Consider the following 17,212-nt stretch of genomic DNA (forward strand, 5'->3'; position numbering starts at 1 on the left):
GTTCGCACCTCTGGCCTTAAGCGAAATCAGGCCTCGGTGCCAAATTCGATGCTCAACGCTTTCTCGCGCATGGCGGTAAGCGCCTTGACGATCAGCGGCTCGGCGATCAGATAGTCTTCTTCATCCATTTCCATAGTGGCCGCGCCGTTGTAAACCTCGACGCTGGTAGGCGCCCACTCGATGAACAGCACTTTGGTCTGCTGAGCCTTGGCAAAATACTGTACCGCCGCGACCGCCATGGTGATCCCGCCCTCGGCATCCTGCAGGGCGCTGGTCATGCAGAAATTGCCGCCTTCGGCTTTCTTCGAGTTTTTTTCGAAGAGTGCCAGCGCTTCTGGCTCATTCTTGAGCGCCTCCATGGTCGAGTCCGCCACGGTCGACAACACTTTCAGGGCTGCCTGTCCCTGGCCGACAGCAGCACCCACCGCGCCGTGAATAATCGATAGCGCAATATTGTCCATTGTCACTCTCTGGGATTCGGCCTGATAGCGGTTATAGGGCTGGCTGAACGCGAACCAGCCCGCCAGTTTCATCAGACGCATGAATTCATTGTAACGCTGCTCTTTTTGCGTAGCCGCCGGATACTTCAACAACGCTGCGAGATCGGCGTACATGTAAGTGTTCTTGACGATCCGCTTACTGCGTTTGGACATGCTTGCATCAAAACCGGCAATACCCGAGCCCATAATGGCCGCATTAAGTTCGTCCTTATCGATTGGCAGGGCAACACCCACGCTGGCCGCTCGCGCACTCCGCACAGGTTGTGCGGCAATAAATGCATTGCACTCTTCAATTAAAGCGATGCGCTCCGCAGCGCACATTAATTGTTCAGATTCCATATTCATTACTTAGTCCTTTTAAATATCAATTGCGCCCCTATGGCGCAAAACAAAATTACCTGCCAAGTACAGAACAATCAAACTACACTTCATTCAACTTGTTTCCACACCCACAGACACCCCCCAACTAACGCATTAACCTGCCAATTCAATCTCCTTCACCCGCAGTTCGGCTACAGCAGCATTAAGACGTTCTCGGTACTTGTCGATCTGCGCTGGCTTGATAACGAAGCGCCTGGACTGGATGTCCAGTTGCGAGCCGTTGTGCTGCAGATTCCAGAACAGATAGGTCGAGGCCCACTCAGAACTCAGCAAACGCACGTTACTAATGACTATCTCCAGTTCCGTGTAACGGTTGTACTGCGCCGGTGAAAACCGGAAATCACCAAACTTGCGTGTACTGCTGGTAAACACCTCGATGGCCGCTGGATCGAATTCCAGCAACTGAAATGATGCCTTCATGGCTCTTACTTTCTCTCGACTCAGGAGCGTAGAGAGTGACTTCGCCCAGATTTCGACAACATCGCCGGTGATGCTTTTTTCAGAAACAATGACGGGCTCATGCTCAAGCCCCCAACCCACCGACCAGAGCTGGCCCGAATAAAATTCAAACCAGTTAGCGGACTCCAGCTTTCTATTGAAGCGCAGGTCTGCATTATGTTCCGCCCAGCGCATGCTGTTCTTTATGAAGCGTTTATCTTCTCTGCTCACTTCAGAAAAAAAAGACAGAAGATTGCCACCCTGCACCGCACTATTACGTTCATCAGACAAGACCTCATTAATTTCACTCACCGAAAACCTCATTGATTAGTTCATTTTATCTGCCTGACGTTATTCGCAGGCGCCTGAGCAAACTAACAACAAGAAAACGAACTTTCTAAATACAACCGATACATTTGATTTCTACCGAATGACAAACAGAAAGCAGTCAGTGCACTGCCATCGCGTTATCATGTCGCCCGGTAAAGACCTGCAGATATTTGAGGATCGGAATGAGCCCTTGGCTGACAGTGGTGGGAATCGGTGAAGACGGCTTCAAGGGTTTGGGCAAGCAGGCCCGGCGTGCCCTGATGGGCGCCTCGCGGATCGTCGGCGGTCAGCGCCAGCTGGATCTGTTGCCGCCGTGCATTGGGGGCGCGCGGCAAGTGTGGCCGAGTCCGTTTTCCCTGGCGCCCGTGCTGGAACGTCGTGGTGAGGCGGTGTGCGTGCTGGCCAGCGGTGATCCGATGTTCTACGGCGTCGGCGCCAGTCTGGCGCGGCAGGTGGCGAGCGACGAGATGCTGATTCTGCCCGCACCGTCGTCCTGTTCGCTGGCGGCCGCGCGCCTCGGCTGGCCGTTGCAGGACGTAGTGACGCTGTCGCTGGTGGCCCGGCCGCTGGCGGCGCTGAATGCGCATCTGGCCAGCGGCGTGCGTTTGTTGCTGCTGAGCAATGACGGTCAGAGCCCGGCGGCGGTCGCACAGCTGTTGCGCGAACGTGGTTTTGGCGCCAGTCGCATGAGCGTGCTTGAGCATCTGGGCGGCGACGCCGAGCGACGCGTCGACGCGATGGCCAGCGGCTGGCCTGATGCGCCGGTAGCCGACCTCAATGTCATCGCCCTCGAATGCCTGGCGGATGCCGAGACGCGCGGCTTGTCGCGTCTGGCCGGGCTGCCCGATTCAGCATTCGAACATGACGGTCAACTGACCAAACGCGACGTGCGCGCCGTCACCCTCGCCCGCCTCGCCCCGACGCCCGGTGAATTACTCTGGGACGTCGGCGCCGGCAGCGGCTCGATCGGCATCGAATGGATGCGCGCGCACCCGAGCTGTCGCGCACTGGCCATCGAAGCCGATGATGGTCGCCAGCAACTGATCGAACGCAACCGCGATGTGCTGGGCGTACCCGGTTTGCAACTGATTCGCGGCAAGGCACCGCAGGCGCTGGCCGGGCTTGAGCGCCCGGACGCGGTGTTCATCGGCGGCGGCGTGACCCGCGAAGGCGTGTTCGAAACCTGCTGGCAACAGCTCAAACCCGGTGGCCGTCTGGTCGCCAATGCGGTGACGCTGCAAAGCGAACTGACGCTGATGAACTGGCGCGAGCGCTACGGCGGCGAGCTGACGCGCATTCACGTCGCCCAGGCCCAGCCGCTCGGCGACTTCGACACTTGGCGTCAGGCCTTGCCGATCACTCTGCTCGACTTGGTCAAACCCTTCGATGCGTGACGAAACCGCCGAACAACCCGCGCCCCTGCGCAGCGGCCTGACCACCGGCAGCTGCGCCACCGCCACCAGCCTCGCCGCCGCGCGCCTGCTGCTCAGCGGCACGGCGGCCGATGCGGTGCAGATCGTCTTGCCCAAAGGCAAACAGGTGCAGATGCGTCTGGAGTTCTGCCGACTGAGCGCGGACGGCGCCGAAGCCGGCACGATCAAGGACGCCGGCGACGATCCCGACGTAACCCACGGCGCACTGCTTTATTCGCAGGTGCGGCTGCTGACCGAGCCGGGCGTGCGCTTCATCGCCGGTGCCGGCGTTGGCACCGTGACCCGCCCGGGTCTGGTGCTGGCAGTGGGCGAACCGGCGATCAACCCGGTGCCGCGTAAAATGATCAGCGACCATTTGAGCCTGCTCGCGGCGGAGACCGGCTACGGCGGCGGGTTCGAAGTCACGGTGAATGTCGAAGGTGGCGCAGAACTGGCGCTGAAAACCATGAATCCGCGCCTGGGCATTCTCGGCGGGCTGTCGATCCTCGGCACCAGCGGCATCGTCCGGCCGTTTTCCTGCGCGGCCTACATCGCCTCGATTCATCAAGGCATCGATGTGGCGAAGACCAACGGCTACCTGCACATCGCCGCCTGCACCGGCAACGCCAGCGAAGACACCATGCGCCGGGTCTACAACCTGCCGGAAATTGCCCTGATCGAAATGGGCGATTTCGTCGGTGCGGTGCTCAAGCACCTGCGCAAAGTGCCCGTGGAAAAACTCAGCCTGTGCGGCGGTTTCGGCAAGATCAGCAAGCTGGCAGCCGGGCACATGGACCTGCATTCGCGGCACTCGAGCATCGACTTGCCGCAACTGGCTGACTGGGCGGCGGCGATCGGCGCAGACGACGCTTTGCAGCAAGGCATTCGCGCGGCCAACACCAGTCAACAGGCGCTGGCCATGGCGGCTGCGGCGGGGATCGCGCTCGGCGATGAGGTGTGCCGGCATGCGCTGAACTTTGCGCGCAGCGTGGTCCCGGCGCAGGTGCAGGTCGAGGTGTTTGCGATCGATCGTCAGGGCGGCATTGTCGGACATGCCGGAGGTTTTGCATGAAGCGGATTTTGCTGCTGGGCGGCGTGACTGAAGCGCTGGCGATTGCCCGAACGCTTGGGCCGGAACACATTTACAGCCTCGCCGGGGTTGGCCGGGTGCCGAGCGATCTGACTTGTCGGGTGCGCGTCGGCGGCTATGGCGGCGCCGAAGGTCTGGCGCGATTCATTACTGATGAAGGCGTCGATCTGCTGCTCGACGCCACGCATCCCTATGCCGCACAGATCAGCCAGAACGCTGCGACTGCCGCGCAACTGAGCGGTATCCCCTGCTGGGCATTACGACGTCCGGCGTGGCAGCCGCAGGCCGGCGATGACTGGCGCGAAGTCAGCGACTGGGCCGAGTTGATCAGCGCGCTCAAACCGTTTCGCCGGCCGCTGTTCACCCTTGGCCGTGAACCACTGCAGCACCTCGATGAAATCCCCGCCGACCAGTTCTGGACCCTGCGCGCCCTCGACGTTTACCCCGGCAACGAACGCTGCGAAGTCATCGGCGCCCGTGGGCCGTTTCTGCTGGAGGATGAGCGAGCGCTGTTCGAACGCCGGCAGATCGATGTACTGATCAGCAAGAACAGCGGCAGCAGTGCTACCGAGCCGAAGCTGCAAGTGGCGCGCGAATGCGGGGTGCCGGTGCTGGTGTTGCAGCGGCCGGGGTTGCCAGAAGTTGATCGGGAATTTCGATCAGCGTCTGAAGTCCTTGAAGCCCTGACGACGTCAGACTTTTCCTGACTTCGAATTTATTTGCGAATTTACCTGCAATTTTTGAGGACGCAGCCGACTGTTTTTCACTACATCCTCACCCCAATACTTCGGTTCCTTCAATCCCGACAAGCAGACAGCCAAGAAAAGCGGCTTGCCAGCTTGTATCCCAAGGAATACGATCCCAACATGATCGCTTTTGAACGATCCCGCATATTTTCCGAATGGCTCGACGCCTTGAAAGACATCAATGGGAAAGGCCGAATCATCTCCAGAATCAAAAAAGCCGAAAATGGCAACTTCGGTGATTGCGGGTTCGTCGGTGACACTGTTTATGAAATGCGTGTTCATTATGGCCCTGGTTACAGGATGTACTTCACACGCAAAGGTGAAGTGATTTATCTGCTGCTGATCGGGGGCGACAAATCGACACAAAAAAGAGATATCAAACGCGCCGTGCAGATGGCTCACACATCGGAAATGAGGAGTAGATCATGAGCGAAGAATTCGCCCGTTTTGATGCCGCCGAGTACCTCAAAACTCCCGAGGACATGGCGGCGTATCTGGATGCCTGTTTTGACGACGATGAAGGTGACGGCGTCCTTATCCGTGCAGCGCTCAATGACATCGCCCGGGCTCAAGGCATGACGCAAGTGGCACGGGATGCAGGTTTGGGCCGCGAAAGTCTTTATAAAGCGCTGAGCAGCACTGGCAATCCCGAATTCGCAACTATCATGAAAGTCATGAAGGCTCTTGGCTTGAGATTGCATGCCGTAACACTTTAAAAGCACTGCGACACCAAACCGCACGACGCTTTTTTACTTATCGGCCCTGATCAGGCTAAATAGCCCGCGCCTGATCGCCCACTCCAACGGATCTGTCCCATGAACCGACACCGGCTAGCATTTGCCTGGATCGCCTGCTTTGCAGTGCTGTTCAACATGCTCGCCATGCCGATGAGCGGGGCGATGGCGCAAGCGGCCAGTTCACCGGCCGAACAATTGCTCTGGAGCACTTTCTGCACCGGCAGCGGTACGAAGATGGTCGCTATCGATATCGGCGCCAGCGATCAGCAAGCGCCGCTCAACGACACTCATTCGAACATGCAGCATTGCTGGTGTTGCTCGGGCTCGGCGCCGTTGGTGGCGCTGCCGGGACATTCGCCACAGCTGTATTTCGCCCGCTTTGACAGCAATCGCAGCGTCGCGCCCGCCTCGTTGCAAACACCGACACCGCGCCAGCAATGGCCGAGTCTCAATCCCCGAGCTTCCCCTCTGGTCTGATTTGTTCGCGCAATAACCCGCGTTTCAAATCGTTCTGGAGAACTGCCATGTTGAACAAACTCATCATCGTCGCTGCGCTGTTGTTGCCGGCGTGTTTTGCCCATGCCCACGAATACAAGGCCGGCGCGCTGGAAATCGCGCATCCGTGGTCGCAGGAACTGCCGCCGAATGCGCCAACGGTCGCTGCCTATTTCATCATTCACAACGCAGGGAAGACCGACGACCGCCTGTTAAGCGTCGATTCGCCAATCGCCCCCGAAGCGCAACTGCACGAACACATCATGCAGGGCGATCTGATGAAAATGCAGCAGGTGCCGAGCGTGGCGATTCCGGCGGGTGGCAATGTGACCTTCGCACCGATGGCCTACCACGTCATGCTGCTCAACCCGAGCGATCGCAGCCTGCTCACCGATGGCAAGCGCTTCCCGTTGACCCTGCATTTCGAAAAGGCCGGTGACGTCACCGTTGAAGTCGCCGTGCAGAAAAAACCGCCGGAAACCACCCAGACGCACGCGCACGCTCAGTAAGCCATCCGGCAGACCTCGCCCATGCGCTCGCCAGGCAGCAGGCCCACCCCGCAACGCCGTCAGACTGAACACCTGACCCGCGGCAGCTGGATTGCCCTGTTCGCCATGTTGATGATCTTCATCGGCCCACTGATTTCTCAGTCGATGCCGATGGAGCAACACGCCTCGACTTCGATGCCGATGAGCATGGACATGTCGAGCGACATGCCCGGCATGGACCACAGTAGCCATGACGCGCAACCGGCGGCCGAACACTGCCCGCCGCAATCCTCGCACCATGTACTGTGGGAAAAATGCGGCTACTGCAGCCTGCTGTTCAATTGCCCGGCGCTGACCGGCGCAGGCGACTTCGTCGCGTTGAACGTCCCGCCGCAGAATACCTTTATCCCGCCCTCGCCACGCCTGGGTCACGCCCGGCAATCCTTCTTCCCCGGCGCCCGTACCCGCGCCCCGCCCATCGCCGCATAAACAAGCACCGCTGATTGCACACGGTTGAGAAGACAGCTTCAGGCTGCCGGCCGTGTCGTTTACGACTGTTCGATGGAAATTGTCATGTCCAGGTTTGTTGCTGTTTCACGCTTGGGGGCTGCCCCGGCGTCTTTCGCTTTGCACGAATCATCGATTCGTTTCAGGCATGCTACCGCCGTGCTTTGCGGCGTCCTGCTGTCCCCGCTGGTACTGGCCGATGAACACGCCAGCCACAATCAGGAACTGAGCCCGACGGTGATCACCGCGATCGCACCGAGCTCGCCGCTGACCATCGTTACCAACCCCAAAGACCCGCGCCAGCCGGTGCCGGCCAGCGACGGTGGCGATTATCTGAAGACCATTCCCGGTTTTGCCCTGGTGCGCAATGGCGGTACCAACGGCGATCCGGTGCTGCGCGGCATGTTCGGCTCGCGCCTGAACATCCTCACCAACGGCAGCATGATGCTCGGCGCCTGCCCCGGGCGGATGGATGCCCCGACCTCGTACATTTCCCCGGAAACCTACGATCAGCTCACAGTGATCAAAGGCCCGCAAACCGTACTTTGGGGGCCGGGTGCATCGGCCGGTACGGTGCTGTTCGAGCGTGAACCGGAAAACTTCGGCGAACTCGGCACACGGGTCAACGCGAGCATTCTCGCCGGCTCCCACGGGCGCTTCGACAAGGTCATCGACGCCGCGGCCGGCGGCCCGTTGGGTTACGTGCGGGTGATCGGCAATACCGCGCATTCCGACGACTATCGCGACGGCAACAACGACATCGTCGCCTCGCGCTATGACAAGTGGAACGGCGATATCGCACTCGGCTGGACCCCGGACGCCGACACCTTGGTCGAGCTCACCGCCGGCAAGGGCGATGGCGAAGCGCGCTACGCCGGACGCGGCATGGACGGTGCGCAATTCCTGCGTGAGAGCCTCGGCCTGCGCTTCGAGAAATCAAGCATTACTGACGTGCTGGAGAAATTCGAAGCGCAGGTCTACTACAACTACGCTGACCATGTGATGGACAACTACACCCTGCGCACACCAACCGGCACCGGCATGATGGCCGGCCCGATGGCGTCGAATGTTGACCGCCGCACCCTCGGCGCGCGGATCAAGGCGACCTGGCGCTGGGCCGATATTCAGCTGATCACCGGCCTCGACGCGCAGACCAACGAACACCGTCAGCGCAGCGCGATGGGTATCGATACTTACAAGGGGTTGCCGTACAGCAAGGACGCCGACTTCCATAACTATGGCGTGTTCAGCGAAATGACCTGGTACGCCGCCGACCGCGATCGACTGATCAGCGGTGCCCGGCTCGACCGCGCCTCGGCCAGGGATTACCGGCAAACCATCGGTTCCGCAATGATGTCACGGCCCAACCCGACCGCCGACGATACGCGCGCCGACACCCTGCCCAGCGGTTTCGTGCGCTACGAGCATGACCTCGCCGACAGCCCGACCACGCTTTACGCCGGTTTGGGCCATGCCCAGCGCTTCCCGGATTACTGGGAACTGTTTTCCGCAAGCAATGGACCGGTGGGTTCGGTCAATGCCTTCGATGCGATCAAACCGGAAAAGACCACCCAGCTCGACTTCGGCCTGAACTACAAGCGCGCCGACCTCGAAGCCTGGGCGTCCGCTTACATCGGCGTGGTGCGCGATTACATTCTCTTCGATTACTCCCCGGCGATGACGGGCATGAGCACCTCGCGTGCCGAGAACATCGACGCGCGGATCATGGGCGGCGAAGTCGGCGCCGCCTACCGGCTCACTGACAACTGGAAAGCCGATGCGACCCTCGCCTACGCCTGGGGCAAAAACAGCAGTGACGGCACGGCGCTGCCGCAAATGCCGCCGCTGGATGCGCGTTTCGGCCTGACCTACAGCGAGGACGACTGGAGCGCCGGAGCCCTGTGGCGGGTTGTGAGCGCGCAACACCGTATCGATGAAAACAAGGGCAACGTGGTCGGCAAGGACTACGACCAGAGCGCAGGTTTTGGCGTGTTTTCGCTCAACGGTGCCTACCGGATCAACAAGCACTGGAAGGTCAGCAGCGGCGTAGACAACCTGTTCGGCAAGGCGTACGCGGAGCATCTGAACCTGGCCGGCAACGCCGGATTCGGCTACCCGGCCAACGACCCGCAAGCCATTAATGAACCGGGGCGCACGCTCTGGACCAAAGTCGATATGAGTTTCTAACGGTCAACACCACCCTATGTGGGAGCGAGCCTGCTCGCGAAAACGGCGGCACAGTCAGCATCAATAGCGACTGACCAACCGCTTCGCGAGCAGGCTCGCTCCCACAGGTAAAACAGACAACCAGAAGAACCAAGCCAAGCGGAGCAAACCTGATGAAACAGCCCCAACCGAATTTCTACAACCTGGCCTGGCGTTGGCATTTTTACGCCGGTCTGTTCGTCGCCCCGTTCATGGTCATGCTGGCACTGACCGGGATCATTTACCTGTTTAAACCACAACTCGATTCGCTGATGTACAGCAGTCTGCTCAATGTCCCCGCCGGCCATCACACGGTGCCGGCCGATGACCTGCTGCAGCGGGTCAAAAACGCTTACCCGCAAGGCCAGGTCACTCAGTACCTGCCGCCGCTGAACGCCGAGCGCAGCGCGCAGTTCGTGGTCAACAACGCCGGCCACGAACTCAACGTGTTCGTCGATCCGTACCACGGCGACATTCTCGGCGAGCAGGATGCCAAGCAAAACCTGCAAGCTATCGCCCGCGCCATTCACGGCGAATTGATGATCGGCACCGTCGGCGACCGGCTGATCGAAATGGCCGCCGGCTGGGGCGTGGTGCTGGTGGTGTCGGGGCTGTTCCTGTGGTGGCCGCGCGGTCAGGCGGCGGGCATTTTGTGGCCGCGTTTGAACACGCGCGGCCGCGTACTGTGGCGTGACCTGCACGCCGTCACCGGGTTCTGGGGCGCAACATTGCTGCTGGTGATGCTGCTCAGCGGCATGACCTGGACCGGCTTCTGGGGCAAACAATATGCGGCGGTGTGGAACGTATTCCCGGCAGCGATGTGGAACAACGTGCCGACCTCCGACGTTGAAGCACGCAGCCTCAACAGCGCCACGCGCCAGACCGTGCCATGGGCGATGGAAAACACGCCGATGCCGATGTCCGGCGACCACGCCGAACACATGGCGCACGCGGGTGCCCACGCCGGTCCTGCCGCGCCGACCGTCAGCCTGCAAGCCGTACAGGACATCGCCACCGAGCGCAAAGTCGAACCGGGCTACAGCATCACCCTGCCGACTACCGCCACCGGCGTGTTCACCATCGCGGTGTTCGCCGACGACCCACGCAACGACGCCACCCTGCATGTCGATCAGTACACCGGCAAGGTCCTCGCCGATGTGCGTTTCGAGCAGTACGGCACGGTGGCCCGCGCCACGGAAATCGGCGTGATGCTCCACGAAGGCAAGATGTTCGGCACCTTCAACCAGATCGTCGTGCTGCTGATCTGCCTGATGATTCTGCTCAGCGCCGTCAGCGGTGTGGTGATCTGGTGGAAGCGTCGGCCCGAAGGCAAGTTCGGTGTACCGCCGCTGCGCCATGATCTGCCGAAATGGAAAACCGGCGTGGTGATCATGCTGGCGCTGGCGGTGATTTTCCCGCTGGTGGGGGCATCGCTGGTGGTGGTGTGGATGCTTGACCGGTTTGTGCTGCCGAGAGTCGCCGGCAGCACCGCAGAGTTACCCCGCTGACGGGAATGGCGCGGGTGGGCTTCAATCGCCCGCGCCAGTTGTTTCCCTGACTTACAACTCGTCCCGCCACCTGACAGTTGCGGGGCTCGGAGATTGCTGGCGGCGGGTTCGCCAGGCACTGCCCATTCTTCCGGACTGACGCCAGTAGTAACCTGCGATCAAGACCCTGAATTCCCCCAGATCCACCAGCCGCGATAAGAATCCACCCGGGCTCAGTCGGCTTACCCATTTCCCGCCCTCAAACGTCACCGTCCGGGTCGACAACAGGTTTTTTTCCGCCGCCGAATACACAGGGGTGTATTTGAGCAGCACAGCGTGCGGCGTCGAGTAGTAATAATCGCGGATTTTCAAACCTTTCTCGGCAGGTTCATGGGTATGCGCAAGCACCAGCGCGGGCGAGGCGAAATTTGCGTAGACCTGATCGGTGTCCGGCACCAGCAACGTGTTGCCCGATACGTGAAACTGATGGCTGGCCACCAGTGCGTACCCTTGCGGATAACGCGGCACCGGGTTGCGCCAACTGACGGAAGAATCGGTGGCTGTGCGAAATATACGCGACAGCGGGTCGTCCTTTCCCACGACATAGGCTATGGGTTCCAGTGGCACAAACCGGCCGCTGGTCTGCTCTGCCAGCACCGCCCCCTCGTAACCTGTTTCGGTCACTGCGGTGCCGGTTCGCTGATGAGCATAGCGAGCTGCATCGTCAGAGTGCTGGAAGATCGGCCCCAACGCCGGGACGTGATCGTCCCGCCAGCGTTGCTCGGCGGATACATCGGCCTGGCGCGGCTGCCATCCCTGCGTCACCTGACCGTGACGCGACCAGTACTCGCTGGTCTCGATCACGTCGAGCTGACCGGCGTGCGCCATCCGGCGCACGTAATCGAGAAAGCTGAAAGTGCCTCGGGCAATGTCGCGTTCATCGATCACCGCCTGATCCTTCGATACGAAGGCATTGGGGCGCAGTTGGATCTGGCCAAAATCATCAAAGAACTCACCCGGTTCAAACGCGTGGAGTTGCAGACGCAAGAGCGCGCCGTCGGCGCAGGAAAAATAGATCGGCCAATAACCTTGCGGCGTAGACGCCCGTATACAGGCCTGCTGCACGTCGCCTGGCGGGAAGCAGAAATACTGGAAGTCATCGTTCGGCGCGCCAAGTGACGGCAACGCCGAGCGCAGATAAATCGCGTGCAGAGCAAACCCGTCAGTGGGCTTGCCTTGTTCGAATACCCGATCCAGTGCCAGGTGCGAGCCCTGCACCTCGACCGCCAGGCTGGCGATGTACACATCCTGCGGCGAGCGCGAGATGAATCCGAAGGTTTGGCTGGCGCGACTCACCGCGGCCTCATGAACATACCGTGCGGCTGCATCGGCCTGCACAAACGCCGGACTGCACGCTGCAACACTGGTGGCCTTGGTGTAACCCGGGGTCGGCGACAGCCTGACCGAAGCGTCCCCCCACTCGCTCACCCGACCGGGCAAGCCCCACAATGGGCTTGCGATCACCACATGCAGATCGCCAGCTCTGGCCAGCGCGTCAAGCCAGGCCGAGGGCTGCAATTCGCCAAGAGATATGCACTGCTTGATTTTTTTTGCGTCGAAGGACTCGGGCACCGCCTGGTACTCGGCCAGAGTAAACAGGAAATCGATGAACAACTGCTCCCAGAGCCCGGCGTCATAGCGAATCAGCGAACCGTCAGGCGCGAACAGGTATTCACGCAATTGCCGGTCCCGCAGGCGGACGAATGCCGAGTACAACGTTTCGACCGACAGCATGTTCACGTAGATCTGCTTTTGCACTGGCGACAACAACAAGGAAAATTCACTGGCGACTCTTGAGCGATAACGTGCCATGACCCGACAGCCTGCCGGAAACAAGCCGAGAGCCGGGTTTTCATCCGGGTAGATTTCGCTGATGTCGAAGTCTTCACGAGAGACTTCAATGGGCGTGGTGGCGACATACAAGCCGTCAGCCCTTTGCAGAATCACCCCGCCAAGGGTCTTTTGCGTCATGCCGGGTAACAACCCTTTGGCATACACCGCCGCATCGTCAGCACTTTGGAAAAGCGGCGTCAGTTCCCGGCGTTGCGCGTATGAGATCGGTTGCCAGTCCATCGTTACCAGCCCCGCCCTGTCCCAGCAGCGACTGGTGCGCATGACCGTCAGCTCACCACTGTCGGCAACCATCCGGACAAATTCCGCAGGCGACAGCCTTCCGCCAGCGATCCGGCGTTTGAGGGTGTCGAGCGTCAGATCGGGCGTGGCGTCATCGAACAGTTTGCTGGCGCGGTGCATTACGTACTTCAGCAGCGCGCCGTCATGAGTGGCCAGATAAAGCGCAACCAGTGGCTGTGCTCCGGCAACCGGGCGGCGGCGCGCGTAATACATCGAGATGGCCAGGTCATCCGGCGGTATGAAATATCGCGCCAGCCAGGCGTCGGCTGCGCCTGACGGAAATTTCACGCGCTGACGTGAGTAGAAAAACGCATGGGGGGAGAAACCCTCGGGAAACTGGTACCACGGCGGTGACCGTCGAACATTGAACAGTGCTTGCAGTTGAAAAACGTTGTTGCGCTGGTCGCCGACCGCCACCAACTCCGTGGCGACATGATCGTCGCGGCTCTGGTGCTTGAGAATGAAGCCGAACCACGCTCGCTCCTGATCGTGCATTCGGCTATCGCGCGAATAGCGATCCTGCGCCGCTTCATCCGCCGAGGCGAAGAGCGCTCCGAACATCAGCGGATCCGGGCGGCTGCTCGGCAGGGCCCGCACCGGCATGACCCAGGTGGCTGAGACCTGCCCGCGCGCGCCCCATAGGTCGTTGTTGGTCAGGATCATCAAGCGTCCTGCTGCCGCCTGCTCGCGGATCAATTGCTGCGGCCGGATGGTCCCGTTGCCCAGGCCCTGTGCCAGTGGCCCCGGATGTTCGGCGGTGCCAAGACCAATGACGAGGGCGCGGGCGGACGTGCTCTGTCCCGGCTCGTACCGCAGCAGACTGTTCTGCGCACCGGATGAATACACAGGCTTTGCGTCCAGCAAAGCCTGCCTTGTCTCCTCGACGCTGAGCATTTGCAGACTCAGCACAGCCTCCTCGCGCGTCCACTTCAAGCGCTCGACCACGGCTGGATCGAGTCGCGACAACGCCTCGTGAGAAACATAATGCGCGTGCACTGAATGGTCGTCAGGCAATACGGGACGGCCGTCATTGTCACTCGGGAAAAACGTTCCGCGGCTGAGGGCGACGATGCCGCCTGCCAGAGGTTCGGTGACCACGAAACGGCCGTCGCTGCGTTCCAGCACATAGCCCGCGTATTGCCGATCACGGCGCTTGCCGACTTGTTCATGGGCATAACGGGCCGCGTCGTCCGCAGACAGGAAATCGCGACTCAACACCGGCCAGGGAAAATGCGCAAAGGGTTGCCATTCCAGCGTCACGCGCCCCAGACGCGCCCACAACGCACTGCCGCGCAGCACCTCCAGTCTGCCGGCCAATACCAGCATCGAAACGAATACGCGAGGACGCAAGGTGCCGGCCAATAATCGCGCCTGCACACCGTTGTCGCCGACCGTTCCGTCAGCGTCGACCACGCTCAGCGCCGACTCGACCGGGTCACCGCTGAAGCTGTACTTCAACATCGAATGGTCTTGCGCCTGCATATACAGGGATAACACTCGCCCGACCGTGCCGAGATGTTTATTGCGTCGATGGGCCTCGATAGCCAGTGCGACTTCCTGCGGGGTAAAAAAATTTGCATGGAGCCACTTTTGAGTCGGCGGGAACGCCGTCGGATCTGGCCGGGAGGAAAAGTAAAAACCCTCCAGCAGATAGCCTCGTGGCAGTTGCGACTGTCCTTTGGCATCCACTGGAAACAGCTGTTCGGCGTCCCACGCCGCCAGACCGGTCGGGCGTGCATGGGTCGCGACGTATTCTTCCCCGGAAAGTTTTTTCAGCACCAGCCCGGCGGTCTGCGCACCTCTGGATTTCAGCGCGGCGAGCACGGCGCGTTCGGCGCTGGCGCAGACGCGGGTCAGCAGCGGTAGCTCGCGCACGATGTTCTGACCAAATGCCTTGCCGCGCTGCCAGTCTGAAGGCACGACACCGATCGAATGCCCCCAGTCCGCATTGGAAACGATCACCTTGAGTTCACCCACCGAAGCAAATTTCCTGATGATGCTCGGCACGTCATAGGTCCCGTCTGGATGACCGGGCGGCGACCCCGCATCGTGCCAGCTGTAATACAGAAACTCTGCCTCGGAACCGCTGGGCGAATACTTGAGCAAGGTGCCATCGGGGCCGGAGAGGTAGGCACTGGGAAAGACTTCCTGGTTAGCCACATCTCCGAGAAAGTCATCACTGGAGAAGAAATTGACGAACAGCCGCAGATTCATTTCATCCAGGTCTGGATAGAGCTTGCGAAAGACATCGTGACGCGGTGGATGGCTATGAATGTTCGCTGCGAACGTGTAGCCCTTGGGCGGCACCAGTGACCCCGACGCGTCGAGTTCGACAATGCTGCTCAGGTCGAAACTGCTGACGCCGCCAGGCACGGGGGCCGTAGCGACGAACTTTCCGTCCGGGCGTCGCAGAATCACGCTGCCATGCTCCCTGTCCGAGCCGAGTGGAATCCGGCTGTGAACCCAATAAGCAGCGTCCTCTTGGGACAGGAAAGCGGGACTCAGGGTCGGAAGTCGTTTTTTAGCGGGACTTGCCGCACGGCCAGAGCGGCCAGACACATCATTCATAAAACATCCTGTTGGAAATCGGATAACGATCGAATGAGTCTGTGCCTGCGATGCCTGCGAACGGCGGTACATGTATATCGTTTCTGTATCACGCTCCGGGCACCTGCCACGCGCCAATCGGGCGCCCCAATCTGGCGCACCTCGGCGCACCATCGCCCGCAACCCGTCCACTCGTGGTGCACACCTTCGGCGAGCGAGCGCTCTGATACGACATTTTCTTGCTGAAACCCGACCAGGCACAGCCCTTGCAAAACACCCTTCAGTCGTCCGCATCTGCCAACCATAAAAACTCAATGTTCATGGAGATCGCACAATGAAGCGTCGCAGTTTGATCAAGGCTTTCACACTCACGGCATCCATTGCCGCGATGGGCATGACCTGGACTGTCCAGGCCGCCGAGACCATCAAGGTCGGGATTCTGCATTCGTTGTCCGGGACCATGGCGATCTCCGAAACGTCGCTCAAGGACATGGCCCTGATGACCATCGATGAGATCAACGCCAAGGGCGGCGTGAACGGCAAGATGCTCGAGCCGGTGGTGGTCGACCCGGCATCGAACTGGCCGCTGTTCGCCGAAAAGGGCCGGCAGTTGCTGACCCAGGACAAGGTTGCCGTGGTGTTCGGCTGCTGGACTTCGGTGTCGCGCAAATCGGTACTGCCGGTGTTCGAAGAACTCAATGGCTTGCTGTTCTACCCGGTGCAATACGAAGGCGAAGAGATGTCGCCGAACGTCTTCTACACCGGCGCGGCGCCGAACCAGCAAGCGATCCCGGCGGTGGAATATCTGATGAGCGAAGAAGGCGGCAGCGCCAAGCGGTACTTCCTGCTCGGCACCGACTACGTCTACCCGCGCACCACCAACAAGATCCTGCGCGCGTTCCTGCACTCCAAAGGCGTGGCCGACAAGGACATCGAAGAGGTGTACACGCCGTTCGGTCACAGCGACTATCAGACCATCGTCGCCAACATCAAGAAGTTCTCGGCCGGTGGCAAGACTGCGGTCATTTCGACAGTCAATGGCGACTCCAACGTGCCGTTCTATAAAGAGCTGGCCAACCAGGGCCTGAAGGCCACCGACGTGCCGGTTGTCGCGTTCTCGGTCGGTGAAGAAGAGCTGCGCGGCATCGACACCAAACCGCTGGTGGGCAACCTCGCGGCGTGGAACTACTTCGAATCGGTCGAGAATCCGGTGAACCAGAAGTTCGTCGCGGACTGGAAAGCCTACGCGAAGAAACACAACCTGCCGGGCGCCGACAAAGCGGTGACCAACGACCCGATGGAAGCCACCTACGTCGGCATCCACATGTGGGCGCAGGCGGTCGAGAAAGCCAAATCCACCGACGTCGACAAGGTCCGCGAAGCCCTCGCCGGCCAGACCTTCGCCGCGCCGTCCGGTTACACCCTGACCATGGACAAGACCAACCACCACCTGCACAAGCCAGTGATGATCGGCGAGATCCAGAGCGACGGTCAGTTCAACGTCGTATGGCAAACCGAAGGGCCGGTGCGCGCCCAACCGTGGAGCCCGTTCATTCAGGGCAACGACAAGAAGCCCGATTATGCGGTGAAGAGCAACTGAGTCATCCCGCTCAACCTGATCGTTCCCACGCTCTGCGTGGGAATGCCTCGACGGAC

Annotated in this window: 14 protein-coding genes; 11 read left to right on the plus strand and 3 right to left on the minus strand. The window is 60.5% G+C overall.

All coding sequences use genetic code 11. The features are described 5' to 3' along the window. Window positions 1-26: 26 nt before the first annotated feature. Both ACGSLL_RS09335 and ACGSLL_RS09340 read right to left on the minus strand, forming a co-directional pair. On the minus strand, window positions 27-845 hold the full coding sequence (locus ACGSLL_RS09335; protein WP_394505173.1) for a hypothetical protein: 819 nt from the start codon (window positions 843-845) through the stop codon (window positions 27-29). Between the two features lie 129 nt (window positions 846-974). Beyond that, window positions 975-1,631, minus strand: a complete 657-nt coding sequence (locus ACGSLL_RS09340; RefSeq protein ID WP_394505175.1) for a hypothetical protein — start codon at window positions 1,629-1,631, stop codon at window positions 975-977. A 200-nt stretch (window positions 1,632-1,831) separates the two neighbouring features. On the opposite strand from ACGSLL_RS09340, the gene cbiE reads away from it, so the two are divergent. The 10 genes from cbiE (at window position 1,832) to ACGSLL_RS09390 (ending at window position 10,837) form a co-directional block, all read left to right on the plus strand. Then, on the plus strand, window positions 1,832-3,043 hold the full coding sequence (gene cbiE / locus ACGSLL_RS09345; protein WP_394505177.1) for a precorrin-6y C5,15-methyltransferase (decarboxylating) subunit CbiE: 1,212 nt from the start codon (window positions 1,832-1,834) through the stop codon (window positions 3,041-3,043). Beyond that, window positions 3,036-4,133: a cobalt-precorrin-5B (C(1))-methyltransferase gene (locus tag ACGSLL_RS09350; RefSeq protein WP_394505179.1), complete on the plus strand. Its 1,098-nt coding sequence runs from the start codon at window positions 3,036-3,038 to the stop codon at window positions 4,131-4,133. Before cbiE ends, ACGSLL_RS09350 begins: the two co-directional genes overlap by 8 nt. Further along, a complete protein-coding gene (locus tag ACGSLL_RS09355; RefSeq protein ID WP_394505181.1) occupies window positions 4,130-4,858 on the plus strand; it encodes a cobalt-precorrin-6A reductase in 729 nt (242 codons plus the stop codon). The genes ACGSLL_RS09350 and ACGSLL_RS09355 overlap by 4 nt, the downstream gene beginning before the upstream one ends. Window positions 4,859-5,017: 159 nt before the next feature. Then, entirely contained in the window at window positions 5,018-5,326 is a 309-nt protein-coding gene (locus tag ACGSLL_RS09360) for a type II toxin-antitoxin system RelE/ParE family toxin (RefSeq protein WP_332765091.1), read from the plus strand. Then, a complete protein-coding gene (locus ACGSLL_RS09365; RefSeq protein WP_077570750.1) occupies window positions 5,323-5,613 on the plus strand; it encodes an addiction module antidote protein in 291 nt (96 codons plus the stop codon). The genes ACGSLL_RS09360 and ACGSLL_RS09365 overlap by 4 nt, the downstream gene beginning before the upstream one ends. Before the next feature lie 99 nt (window positions 5,614-5,712). Beyond that, on the plus strand, window positions 5,713-6,111 hold the full coding sequence (locus tag ACGSLL_RS09370) for a DUF2946 domain-containing protein (protein ID WP_394505184.1): 399 nt from the start codon (window positions 5,713-5,715) through the stop codon (window positions 6,109-6,111). 47 nt (window positions 6,112-6,158) lie between these two features. Then, a complete protein-coding gene (locus tag ACGSLL_RS09375; RefSeq protein WP_394505186.1) occupies window positions 6,159-6,638 on the plus strand; it encodes a copper chaperone PCu(A)C in 480 nt (159 codons plus the stop codon). Between the two features lie 21 nt (window positions 6,639-6,659). Next, entirely contained in the window at window positions 6,660-7,106 is a 447-nt protein-coding gene (locus ACGSLL_RS09380) for a DUF2946 domain-containing protein (RefSeq protein ID WP_394505188.1), read from the plus strand. An 84-nt stretch (window positions 7,107-7,190) separates the two neighbouring features. Beyond that, window positions 7,191-9,311 (plus strand): TonB-dependent copper receptor, encoded by a 2,121-nt coding sequence (locus ACGSLL_RS09385; RefSeq protein WP_394505190.1) that lies wholly within the window; start codon window positions 7,191-7,193, stop codon window positions 9,309-9,311. A gap of 152 nt (window positions 9,312-9,463) precedes the next feature. Beyond that, window positions 9,464-10,837 carry a PepSY-associated TM helix domain-containing protein gene (locus ACGSLL_RS09390; RefSeq protein ID WP_394505193.1) on the plus strand — a complete coding sequence of 458 codons (1,374 nt, stop codon included), beginning with the start codon at window positions 9,464-9,466 and terminating at the stop codon, window positions 10,835-10,837. Between the two features lie 51 nt (window positions 10,838-10,888). Here ACGSLL_RS09390 and ACGSLL_RS09395 read toward each other — a convergent pair whose 3' ends face one another. Beyond that, entirely contained in the window at window positions 10,889-15,871 is a 4,983-nt protein-coding gene (locus ACGSLL_RS09395; RefSeq protein ID WP_394505195.1) for a DUF4329 domain-containing protein, read from the minus strand. A 19-nt stretch (window positions 15,872-15,890) separates the two neighbouring features. On the opposite strand from ACGSLL_RS09395, the gene urtA reads away from it, so the two are divergent. Next, on the plus strand, window positions 15,891-17,156 hold the full coding sequence (gene urtA / locus ACGSLL_RS09400; RefSeq protein WP_090280971.1) for an urea ABC transporter substrate-binding protein: 1,266 nt from the start codon (window positions 15,891-15,893) through the stop codon (window positions 17,154-17,156). Window positions 17,157-17,212: the final 56 nt, after the last annotated feature.

Origin of the sequence: Pseudomonas retamae (assembly GCF_043496865.1) — a bacterium.
GTDB classification, from domain to species: Bacteria; Pseudomonadota; Gammaproteobacteria; order Pseudomonadales; family Pseudomonadaceae; genus Aquipseudomonas; species Aquipseudomonas retamae.